The sequence below is a fragment of the Stenotrophomonas sp. FR012 genome (assembly GCF_047520565.2).
In the GTDB taxonomy this organism is placed as follows: Bacteria; Pseudomonadota; Gammaproteobacteria; order Xanthomonadales; family Xanthomonadaceae; genus Stenotrophomonas; species Stenotrophomonas sepilia.
This window is the reverse complement of record NZ_JAXBQL020000008.1, coordinates 138838-149574: the sequence shown is the minus strand read 5'-3', so window position 1 is coordinate 149574 and position 10737 is coordinate 138838. Positions and strand designations below refer to the sequence as shown.

General features: G+C 67.7%; 8 protein-coding genes and 1 pseudogene. 4 read left to right on the top strand and 5 right to left on the bottom strand.

What is annotated here, in order from left to right:
• Window positions 1–136: 136 nt before the first annotated feature.
• Window positions 137–2242: a phosphoglycerol transferase I gene (locus ACM0O9_RS14585; protein ID WP_065186533.1), complete on the bottom strand. Its 2106-nt coding sequence runs from the start codon at window positions 2240–2242 to the stop codon at window positions 137–139.
• Between the two features lie 244 nt (window positions 2243–2486).
• Window positions 2487–4133: pseudogene (locus ACM0O9_RS14580) on the bottom strand (ABC1 kinase family protein); the annotation flags it as partial.
• A 207-nt stretch (window positions 4134–4340) separates the two neighbouring features.
• On the opposite strand from ACM0O9_RS14580, the gene ACM0O9_RS14575 reads away from it, so the two are divergent.
• Window positions 4341–5267, top strand: a complete 927-nt coding sequence (locus tag ACM0O9_RS14575) for a DUF808 domain-containing protein (RefSeq protein WP_279945777.1) — start codon at window positions 4341–4343, stop codon at window positions 5265–5267.
• A gap of 65 nt (window positions 5268–5332) precedes the next feature.
• Here ACM0O9_RS14575 and ACM0O9_RS14570 read toward each other — a convergent pair whose 3' ends face one another.
• Window positions 5333–6871, bottom strand: coding sequence for a GGDEF domain-containing protein (locus ACM0O9_RS14570; protein WP_005419936.1), 1539 nt, complete (start codon window positions 6869–6871; stop codon window positions 5333–5335).
• 105 nt (window positions 6872–6976) lie between these two features.
• On the opposite strand from ACM0O9_RS14570, the gene ACM0O9_RS14565 reads away from it, so the two are divergent.
• From ACM0O9_RS14565 to ACM0O9_RS14555, 3 genes are all read left to right on the top strand, one after another.
• Window positions 6977–7612 (top strand): Rossmann-fold NAD(P)-binding domain-containing protein, encoded by a 636-nt coding sequence (locus tag ACM0O9_RS14565; RefSeq protein WP_065186555.1) that lies wholly within the window; start codon window positions 6977–6979, stop codon window positions 7610–7612.
• Window positions 7612–8319, top strand: coding sequence for a helix-turn-helix transcriptional regulator (locus ACM0O9_RS14560; protein WP_164230221.1), 708 nt, complete (start codon window positions 7612–7614; stop codon window positions 8317–8319). The genes ACM0O9_RS14565 and ACM0O9_RS14560 overlap by 1 nt, the downstream gene beginning before the upstream one ends.
• A gap of 117 nt (window positions 8320–8436) precedes the next feature.
• Window positions 8437–8823, top strand: a complete 387-nt coding sequence (locus ACM0O9_RS14555; RefSeq protein ID WP_164230223.1) for a VOC family protein — start codon at window positions 8437–8439, stop codon at window positions 8821–8823.
• A 169-nt stretch (window positions 8824–8992) separates the two neighbouring features.
• Here ACM0O9_RS14555 and ACM0O9_RS14550 read toward each other — a convergent pair whose 3' ends face one another.
• Complete coding sequence (locus tag ACM0O9_RS14550) at window positions 8993–10387, bottom strand: dihydrolipoamide acetyltransferase family protein (protein ID WP_164093398.1); 1395 nt, start codon at window positions 10385–10387, stop codon at window positions 8993–8995.
• Window positions 10384–10737 carry an SH3 domain-containing protein gene (locus ACM0O9_RS14545; protein ID WP_005411349.1) on the bottom strand — a complete coding sequence of 118 codons (354 nt, stop codon included), beginning with the start codon at window positions 10735–10737 and terminating at the stop codon, window positions 10384–10386. Before ACM0O9_RS14545 ends, ACM0O9_RS14550 begins: the two co-directional genes overlap by 4 nt.

The window sequence follows — 10737 nt, the reverse complement described above, 5'->3', positions numbered from 1 at the left end:
GCTGCCAAGCCTCCAGGGACGGATTTACGGCGTCCCCGCACTCCGACACCGCCCCGCCCAACCACGGAATGCACGCTGTTGCTGTTGCCGTTGCTCCGGTTTGTAGCGGGTGCAGGGCGCAGCCCTGCAAATAGCCCTACCCCCGCGGTCGGCTGCGCGAGGGCACCAGTGCGAACGTATCCACCGCCAGCTTCTCGGCGTGGTTCAACCACGCGCGGATCTCCAGATCGTCCACTTCGTGATCCAACCCGAACGACACGTTGATCTTGCCGTTGGCATCGGGCTGTACCCACTGCTGGGCCAGTACCACCTTGCGCTGCGAGGACACCGCTTCGATCCAGAAACCGCGGTCCGGGCGCGTGCTCGCCACCAGTTGCAGCATGTACTGGCCGGCACGCGTACGGCGTCCCTTCTGGGTGATCATGTGTGCCTGGCGCACGCTCGGGCGCGGGCCCTGGAGCGTATCCAGCGGTGCATCCACCGCGATGCCACCGCGCAGGTCGTTGTCGCGGTACAGCTTGAAGCCGTTGTCGCGGTTGACGAGCAGGGCGCACCAGTCACCATCGGCCGAGCCGTCCTCGAACGCGGTGCAACGGTCGACGTAGGCCAGGGTGTTGTCCGGGTTGGCATCATCGAACTGGCGCGAGGTGTTTTCCAGGTACACCGACTTCAAGCCCCACTCCTTGTCGTACTCCAGCAGCACCGGCGGCTGCACGTGCTGCAGGCCAACGACCACCTGGTCATCGCCATCGATCTTCAGTTCGCGGGTCGGCTGGCCCAGCCACAGCGAACGGGCGAAGGCCAGGTACTGCGGGTAGTCGCGGCCATCATCGCGCCGCGCGGCCACGCTGGCACTGGGCGCGCGCTGCGGGTCGATCAGCGAGCGGCCAAAGCCCATCGTCTTCAGGTTCGGGTCCAGCAGGCTGAGCAGGGTCGCACCGGAATCCAGGGTGGTGCCAGCGTCGGCACTGAGCTGCTGCGGGGCAATGCCGTCGCCGAGGAACAGCAGCAGGTTCTCGCGCTTCTGCTTGGCCAGCACGTGGCTGAGGTCGTTGGGCATCGCCAGGTGGTCGGAGGCGATCACGATCAGCGTGTCCTTCCCATACGGGCTGGCCTGGATACGCTCGACCAGCTGTGAGATCAGGCGGTCGGTGCACTTGAGTGCATTGAGCAGGCCGATGTTGCCGTACCCGCTCCGGTAGCGCTCGCCCTTGCACGACACCGGCAGGTGGCCCGCCGGGTGGTGGGTGTCCATGGTCAGCGTGGTCAGCATGAACGGTGAACCGGCGCGTGAGAGCTGCTCGAAGCGCTGGTAGGCGGTGTCCAGCAGCACGTCGTCGTGCACGCCCCAGGCCGAGTAGTGGATGCGGCCGATCTTCTTCTGCTGCTTGAACCATGCCAGGTCATGCACTTCGTCAAAGCCATGGCTGGCCAGGAACTGGCCCTTGCCGGCGAACTGGCCGTTGGCGCCGCCCAGGTAATGGTTGGTGTAGCCCTGCTGCTTCAGGTAGTCGCCCAGGCACACCGCCTTGGGCAGGAAACTGCCCATGCGGTCCATGCTGTTCTCGTCGCCCTGCGAGGTGGTCAGCGGCACGCCACACATTGACGACACCAGGCCGGCGATGGTCCAACCGCTGCCTTCGGCCGAGGCCAGGCCACGTACGTCCAGCGACTCGGATGCCAGGCGGTTGAGGTTGGGCATCAGGCCGGGAAACACGGCCTCGTCCAGATAGGTGCGTTCCAGGCTCTCGCCGTAGATCCATACGATGTTGCGCGGGCGCTGCAACGGCTGCGTCGGCACCTGGTACTCGGGGGCGATGCGGGCGAAATCGACCGGGCGCAGCTGCTGGTAGAGGCGTTGGCCGTCACGGGCCAGCGGGCTGATCAGGATCGTGGCCACCCACACGGTCGCGAAACCGGCGAACAGCGCACCACCGTGGCCGGGCCGGCGCCAGCGTTTCACCCGCGTGGCAAACAGTGGCAGCAGCGAGACCAGCGCCAGCACGATGAAGCCGGCGATGTAGCCCTTGAAGTCGGAGACACCAGCGCCTTCCATGTCGGCGCCGAGGTGATAGAGCGTGGCGGCGTTGAGCCCATCACCGGACAGTTTGTCGATCAGCCACCACGTGCTGAGCATCAGCAACAGCAGCGAGAATGCACCGGCCTTCCACCACACCCACTTGTCGGACGCGAGGAACAGCCAGCACAGCAGCAACAACGACAGCAGCAGTATCCAGAGCATAGGCAGCTTCGGCAGTGACGGGGTGGTGGCGATGGACGTCGTACCGACGCGTGTCCATCCGACCGGCGCTGCTGCAAGCACATCCACATGACAGGCCGATGACCCGATAGTGCATGCACGAAGCTGACTGAAATGTTTGTTGAAAGGACGCGCGTGCAATCACGCCGCGAAGGTAAAACGAGCGTGAAAGGCTTCGTTGGATTGCATTAAAAACCGCATGAATACGCGGCTTTTCGCCAATGCATCAGCGGTGCCCGCGTTCCTCGCGCGCCCGCGCGCGACGATCGAACAGCAATGCACTGGTAACGATGCCCAGCCCCAGCACCACGCCGATCAGCAGCAGTATCAGTGCGATCAGGGGATAGCCGAACAGGTGCCAGCCGGTGTCGATCTTCATCATCATTGCCGCAGCCATGATCAACGCGGCGCTGATGATGCCGGCCGCCACGCGGTTGGCGATCTTCTGCAGGTTCTCCATCAATCGCGATTCTTCCAGCCCGGTCACCTTCATCTGCAGGCGGTTCTCGGCCAGCAGCGCCATGATGTCCGACAGCTTGCGCGGCCCATCGCGCAGCAGCTGCTGCAGCTCCATCGCCTCGCTGGCGATGTTGGCCGCCGACAGGGATTTCTTCAGGCGCGCGCGCATCACGTGCTGCAGCTGGCGCTCGACGATGCGGCGCGTGTCCAGCTCCGGTGCCAGCAGCCGGCACACGGTTTCCAGGTTGAGCAGGGCCTTGCCCAGCAGGCTCAGTTCCGGCGGCGTGCGCAGGCCGCAGGCGGTGGCGATGCGCACCATGTCCAGCACCACGCGGCCTTCCGAGAAGCTGCCACTGGCGGCGTAGCGCGCGATCAGCTGGCCGGTCTCACGCAGGTAGCGCTCTTCGTCGAAGGCCTCCAGCCGCGTGCTGATGCTGATCAGATCGTCGGCCACCTCTTCGCCGCGGCCATCGACGGCGGCGAACAGGATCTTCAGCAGCCGCTCGCGCAGGCGCGGCGGCATGTGCGCGACCATGCCCAGGTCGAAGATCGCCAGCCGGCCATCGGGCATCACCCGCAGGTTGCCCGGGTGCGGGTCGGCATGGATCTCGCCATGCACGAAGATCTGGTCCAGATAGCCGCGGATGAGCGCCGCTGCCAGCGGATCCATGTCCTGCTCGGTGCGGCGCACGCCAGAGATCGCATCCACGCGCACGCCGGTGGCGAGCTCCATGGTCAGCACGCGCTGGCTGCTGTAGTCCCAGATCGGCTGCGGCACCCACAGGCGGCGGAAGGGCCGCAGATGCCGTCCGAAGCGGGCCAGATTCTCGGCCTCGGCGTGGTAGTCCAGCTCCTGCATCAGGGTCTTGGCGAACTCGTTGAGCCAATCGCGCAGGCGCACGCGGCGGCCCACCTGGGTCAGGTGATCGGCGGCCAGCGCAAAGCTGCGCAGCGCTTCCAGGTCCGAGCGCAGCTGCGCGGCCACCTCAGGCTTCTGCACTTTCACCGCCACCTGGCGGCCATCATGCAGCACCGCGCGATGCACCTGCGCGATCGACGCACAGCCCAACGGCTCGGGATCGAACGAGGCAAACAGCTTGCTAACCCCCACGCCCAGCTCCTGCTCGATGATGGCGTGGATGCGCTCGACCGGGATCGGCGCCACCTTTTCCTGCATGCGTTCCAGGGCGGTGGCGAACTCCACCGGTACCATGTCCGGGCGGGTGGACAGCATCTGGCCCAGCTTGACGAAGGTCGGCCCCAAGGCCTCCAGGTCACTGACGAACTGCTCCGGGTTGCCATCGGCGGGCACGTCGGCCTGGTTGCTGGCGACGTCCAGGTTCATGCCCGAGAAAACGCCCGAATGGCGGTAGCGCATCAGCAGGCGCAGGATCTGGCTGCGCCGGTTCATGCCTTTGACCAGCGGGGGATTGCCATTGGCGGTGGGCGGATTGCTCAAGCGTAACTCCCATGCGGCAAGGACGGTAGTGCCGGGCGCTGGCCGGCAATGTCCGGATTCGGCAGTGTCGCCGGGGGAAGGTGGGCATGCGGTGAACCCCGCGGCTATCGCAGAGACCGGCGGATCGGTCAGAATCGGCGCATTCCCTCTCTTGGACGCCCCATGGCCGGTGCCAGCCTGTTCGCCCTGCTCGACGATATCGCCTCCCTGCTCGACGATGTCTCGGTGCTGACCAAGGTCGCCGCGAAGAAGACCGCCGGTGTGCTGGGCGACGATCTGGCGCTGAACGCGCAGCAGGTGACCGGGGTCAACGCCAACCGCGAGCTGCCAGTGGTGTGGGCGGTGGCCAAGGGCTCGCTGGTCAACAAGGTGATCCTGGTGCCGGCGGCCCTGGCGATCAGTGCGTTGGAAGCCTGGCTGCGCAGCCGGGGCTGGAACGTGCCGCTGATCGTGCCGCTGATGATGATCGGCGGTGCCTTCCTGTGCTTCGAAGGCGTGGAGAAGCTGGCGCACCGCTTCCTGCATTCCTCCGACGACGATGCCGAACGCCAGGCCGAACGCCGCAAGGCGCTGGCTGACGCGCAGGTGGACATGGTCGCGTGGGAGAAGGACAAGGTGAAGGGCGCGATCCGCACCGACTTCATCCTTTCGGCCGAGATCATCGTGCTCACCCTGGGCGTGGTCGCCACTGCGTCGTTCACCAACCAGATCCTCACGCTGAGCGTGGTCGCACTGGCGATGACCGTGTTCGTCTACGGACTGGTGGCAGGCATCGTCAAGCTCGATGACGTTGGGCTGTACCTGTCGCGCAAGGGCGGTGCCATTGCCGCCTTCGGTCGCGGGCTGGTGGCGTCGGCGCCGTGGCTGATGAAGTTCCTGTCGGTGGCCGGCACCATCGCCATGTTCCTGGTCGGCGGCGGCATCCTGGTGCACAACGTGCCGGCCCTGCACCACGCGGTGCAGGCGCTGGGCGGCGAAGGGCAGTGGGGCTGGCTGGTGAGCGCGGTGGGCAACATGGTGGTCGGCATCATCGCCGGCGCCATCGTGCTGGCAGCGGTGACCGGGTTCCAGAAGCTGCGCGGTAAATAAGCCCGTAGACCCTCGGGGTCAGATCCCTTTTCCCGTTGGAAAAGGGATCTGACCCCATTCCACGATCACCCCGCCTGCACGCGGTTCTTGCCCTGCCGCTTGGCCGCATACAGCGCGTCATCGGCGCGCCGCAGCAGGGTCTCGGTATCGTCGCCGGGCTGCCATTGCGCCAGCCCGGCGCTGAAATGCACCGGCACGCGCTGGTCCTGCACGGTCAGCACGCGATGGGCCAGCGAGCGCTGCAGGCGCTGCACGGTGGCCATGCTGTCGGCGCCCTGGGTTTCCGGCAGCACCAGCACGAACTCGTCGCCGCCCAGCCGTGCGATGCCGTCGGTGGCGCGCAGCAGCAGCTTGCACACGGCCACCAGGTGCTGCAGCAACGCATCGCCACCGGCATGCCCATGCGCGTCGTTGGTCTGGTGGAAATCATCCAGGTCGATCACCGCTACGCCCAGCGGTGAGTTGTTGCGTGCGGCGCGGGCCAGCTCGCGCTCCAGCAGTTCGTCCAGGCCACGGCGGTTCAGCGCCTGGGTCAGTGGATCGATGCGTGCCAGGTCACCAGCGGCGCGCAGTTCCTGCTCCAGCTCGGCAATGCGCTGCTCTGCGCGCTCCACTTCCTGCCGCGCATTGGCCAGGTGATCGCGGGCCTGTGCGGCCTGCTGCTGCACTTTGCCTGTATCGCGCATCACCTCCTGCAGCAGCTGGTTGAGGTCGGCGATGCTGCGCGCCTCGCGCAGCTGCAACGCGTAGCTGCCGATGCGGTCGTGGTATTCGCCGGTGCTGGTGGCCATGCCATCCATGCGCTCGATGAACTCGCCCATCAACCCGCGCATCGCCGCCTTCGAATCGTCGATGCCCTGGCGCAGCAGCCCCTGCTTGTAGATCACTTCGCGCAGTTCGGCCCGGGTGCGCTCGACCGCTTCCGCTTCCAACGGACCGTCCAGCAACTGGCGTACCGCCGCGATCTGGCCCTGCAGCCAGCTGCGGTCATCCAGCAGTTCGCTGACGTTCTCCAGCAGCAGCGCGAACAGCTCCAGCAGCAGCGCCTGCTGCTCCTGCCAGCTTTCGGCACGCACGCCGACCTGGTGGCCAAGTTCGCGCACGCCCTGTTCGATGGGTTCCAGGGCCGTGCCCGGCTGCCATTGGCGCAGGCGCAGGGCCAGCGCCTGCGCTTGCTCGCGCAGGTCCGGGTCGTGCTGCAGCAGGGCCACCACCGCACCGCCCAGCAGCAGCCGCAGCTGCTCGGACAGGCGCAGGCTTTCCGGCTGCCCGTCCGGCGAATGCTGCTCGATGGTGCGGATGTACTTGTCGATCAGCTGCCGCATCGCGCGCCCATAGCGCGGCCAATCGGCGCTGGCCTGTGCGGACTGCAGGCGGTCGCCCATGTCGCCCAGTTCGCCGGGCAGGGTGGCCATTCCGTTGGCGAACGCCGCCAGCAGCGGTTCCGGCGCATCGGCGCCTGCGAACAGCTGCTGCAGCGCCACGCCACCGCCGCCCTGCAGCACTACGCGGTCACCCCGCCCATCGTCCACCACCGCGCGCACGCGTGCCGGCGGCCCAAGGGCGGTACCGGGGGCAGGGCGGTGGTCGGGCTGGTCCGTCATGGAGCGAATCCTGGGGCTGGCAGGGACTGGTTCCAGCATATCGGCGCGGCCGCCGAGGGCTTGAACGGCTAGGATGGGCGACAGGATGCCGCAGTGGAGGTGGTGATGCGCGTGATGTTGCTGGGGGCGACCGGCCTGGTCGGTGGGCTGACCCTGCGCAGGCTGCTGGACGACCCGCGCTGCAGCGCCGTGGTTGCCCCGACCCGCCGCCCCCTGGCGTTGACTCACGGGAAGCTGGAGAACCCGGTGCTGGCATTCGACGCGTTGCCCACTTCGCCAGAATGGGCGCGCGTTGACGCGGTCATCTGCGCGCTGGGCAGCACCATCGCCCAGGCCGGCAGCCGCGAGGCCTTCCACCGTATCGACCACGACTATCCGCTGGCGTTCGCCCGCCTGGCGCAGGCGCAGGGTGCGCAGGCCTTTGTGCTGAACTCCGCAGCCGGCGCCAATCCACAGTCGTCGATCTTCTACAGCCGGGTGAAGGGCGAGCTGGAGCGTGACCTGCGCGCGCTGGGATTCAACTCGTTGACCCTGGTCCGCCCAGGGCTGATCGGGGGCGAGCGCAACGAGGTGCGTCGCGGCGAACGCCTGGCACTGACGGTGCTGGGTGCTTTGGGACCGGTGTTGCCGCGTGCGTGGCGGATCAATCCGGCCACCGAGATTGCCAGGGCGCTGGTCGAGGCTGCGTTGGCCCCGCAGCCGGGCGAGCACGTGGTGGCGTCGAGCACGCTGGTCGGCTGATGTCGCGAGCGCTGCGCCTGACCCAGCTGCTGCAGCTGCTGCGCCGTCATCGACGGCCGGTGGCCGGGCAGGCGCTGGCCGAAGCGCTGGGCATCAGCCTGCGCACGCTGTACCGCGATATCGAGACCCTGCGCGAGCAGGGCGCCGACCTGCGTGGCGAGGCCGGCGTCGGCTACCAGCTGGCACCCAGCGATACCTTGCCTCCCATGACCCTGCCACCGGCCGAGATCGACGCGCTGGTGCTGGGCCTGCGCTGGGTCGCCGCGCGCACCGAGCCGGCGCTGGCCGAGGCCGCACGTGATGCCCTGGCGCGTATCGCCCATGTGTTGCCTGCGGCACGCCGCGAGGCATTGCGTGACAGTGGCCTGCGCGTGGGACCTTCGCGTGCTGCGGCCAAGGTGCCGGCAGCACGCCTGCAGGCCGTGCGCGAAGCCGTGGGATCGCAGCAGCGCCTGAAGTTCGCTTACGAGGATGCGCACGGCCAGCGCAGCGCGCGCGTCGTCTGGCCGTTCGCGCTGGGCTACTTCGATGAGGTGCCGATGCTGGCGGCGTGGTGCGAGCACCGCGAGGATTTCCGCCATTTCCGGCTGGATCGCATCCGTCAGGTGCGTGTGCTGGAGGACCGCTACCGCGTGCCGCGCGCCACCCTGCGGCGGCGCTGGCAGAAGGCGCAGGGCATTGCACCCGACTGGCTGGATCGCTCATAACCACAGCAACAGCCGAGAGCGGGGGGTAGAGTCGACTCTACCGGTAGTCCCCTCTACTGACAGAATGTGTCAGCAGGCCCATACCACCATGAATGCTCCCAACAACGGAGCTTCCCCATGTTCACACCCAGCACCCTGCTGCAGTACGTGCACGACGTCGCCATCAGCGCAACCTTCTACAGTGGCATCCTCGGCAAACCACCGGTTGAACAGTCGCCCGGCTTTGCGCTGTTCCTGCTCGGTGATGGTGCCGCACTCGGCCTGTGGCAGCGCGATGACGTGCAGCCTCCGGTGTCCGCGCAGGCCGGTGCCGCCGAACTGGCGATGGTGGTCGCCAACCCCGACGCCGTGCAGCAGATGCACGATGCGTGGCGCGCGTTGGGCGTGCAGATCCTGCAGGCACCAACAACGCTGGAATTCGGCCACACCTTCGTCGGCGCCGATCCGGATGGTCATCGCCTGCGTGTGTACAGCCGTGCCGAGGGTATGGTCGCGCGCGATTGATCGCAGGCGATCTGTGGAGCCGAGCCCATGCTCGGCTTGCTTCTTGCCTTCATCCACGCATGACGTGGATATATTGCAAGGCAGCCGAGCAGGGCTCGGCTCTACAATAGAGCGGCACAAAAAAACGCCGGGCATTGCCCGGCGTTTCCTGTGTTTCAGAGGGGGCCGATCAGCTGGCCAGCGCCAGGTCGTCCATCATCGCGCGCAGGAAGCGGGCGGCTTCACCACCCGTAGCCGCGCGGTGGTCGAAGGTGACCGACAGCGGGATTACCTTGTGCGCTTCCACGCCGCCCATCACCGGGGTCATCTGGTGGCGGGCACGGCCGGCACCGACGATGGCCACGCACGGCGGCACCACGACCGGGGTCGCGTAGCGGCCGGCGAACATGCCGAAGTTGGACAGCGAGATGGTGTAGCCGCTCAGTTCCGAGGCGGCGATCGAACGCGATTCCACCTGCTCACGCAGGCGGTTGACGCCTTCGCGGATGCCGCGTGCATCGAGCATGTCGGCATTGCGCAGGGCCGGCACGAACAGGCCGTCGTCGGTGTCCACGGCGATGCCGATGTCCACCTGGGCGTGCAGGGTGCGGGTCAGCGCTTCACCGTCGAACCAGGCGTTCATGGCCGGCACCTTCTGTGCGGCAATGACGATGGCGCGAACCAGGCGGGCGGTGACGTCGTTGCCCGGCAGCCAGGCGTGGATGTCGGCGTCGTCGTTCAGCGTGGTCGGCACGACCTTGCTGTGCGCATCGGCCATGACGCGGGCCATGTTGCGGCGCACGCCCTTCAGCGGTTCCGGCTGGCCCTTGGCGACCACGCCCGGCGGCTGGGTGCGCATCGGCTTGCCGGCCGCAGACAGCGGGGTGCGGGCTTCGCTCTGCACCGGGGCAGACACCTGCGCCGGGGTGGGCGCGGCATACGCGGCGGCAACCGGTGCCGGGGCGGCGCCGAGTTTGGCGGTGCCGTTGGCGGCGGCCTGCTTGACGTCGGCCATGGTCACCGCACCATCGGTGCCGGTAGCGGCCACGCGGCTCAGGTCCACGCCCAGCTTGCGCGCCATCGCACGCACGGCCGGCACGGCCTTGACGCCACCGACGGCCAGCGCCTGCTCGGCGTGCACGGCATTGGAGCTCTGCATCGCGCCGACCACGGTACCGGCGTCGTCACGCTCGGCCGCGGCGGGCTTGGCGTCCTCGGCGGCAACCGGAGCGGCCGCAGCCGGCAGCGGCGGCGGGGTCGGTGCGGCAGCCGGCGCTGCCGGTGCGGCGTGACCATGGCTGTGGCCGGTGTCCTGGCCATCGGCGCGCTGCGGCAGGTTCGGGTCCAGTTCGAAGCTGGCCAGCACCGAACCGGTCGGGATGATGTCGCCGGCAGCGCCGGACAGCTTCAGCACCTTGCCGGAGAACGGCGAGGGCACTTCCACCACGGCCTTGGCGGTCTCCATCGACACCAGCGGCTCGTCCAGCTTGATCACATCGCCTTCCTTGACGAACCACTCGACGATGGTCGCGTCCGGCAGGCCTTCGCCCAGGTCGGGCAGGTTGAAGTTCTTGGTCTGGCTCATTTGCAGTTCTCTTCCAGCAGTTCCAGTTCGCGGGCCGGCAGCCAACCCGTCGCGCCATTGGCGCGCTCGGACCACCACCACCCGCCGTGTTCGTGATGAAGCTTCACCATCTCGCCGCTTTCCACATCCAGCTCGCGGGCGTCGTAGTCGCACAGGGCTTCGGCGCGACCCTCGTCCAGCAGCTGCAACCAGGCGATGGGCGCCCATCCAGCGCGCCCATCGTTGGTGCGTACCCAGGCAAACGCCGGCCATTCCTCGTCACGTACACCTACTTCGACGATCTGGCCGGTGTGGAACCGGAGCGGGTTGGGATACTGGCTGCGGTAAGCCCCCAGAAGGCGGGCCCGCAT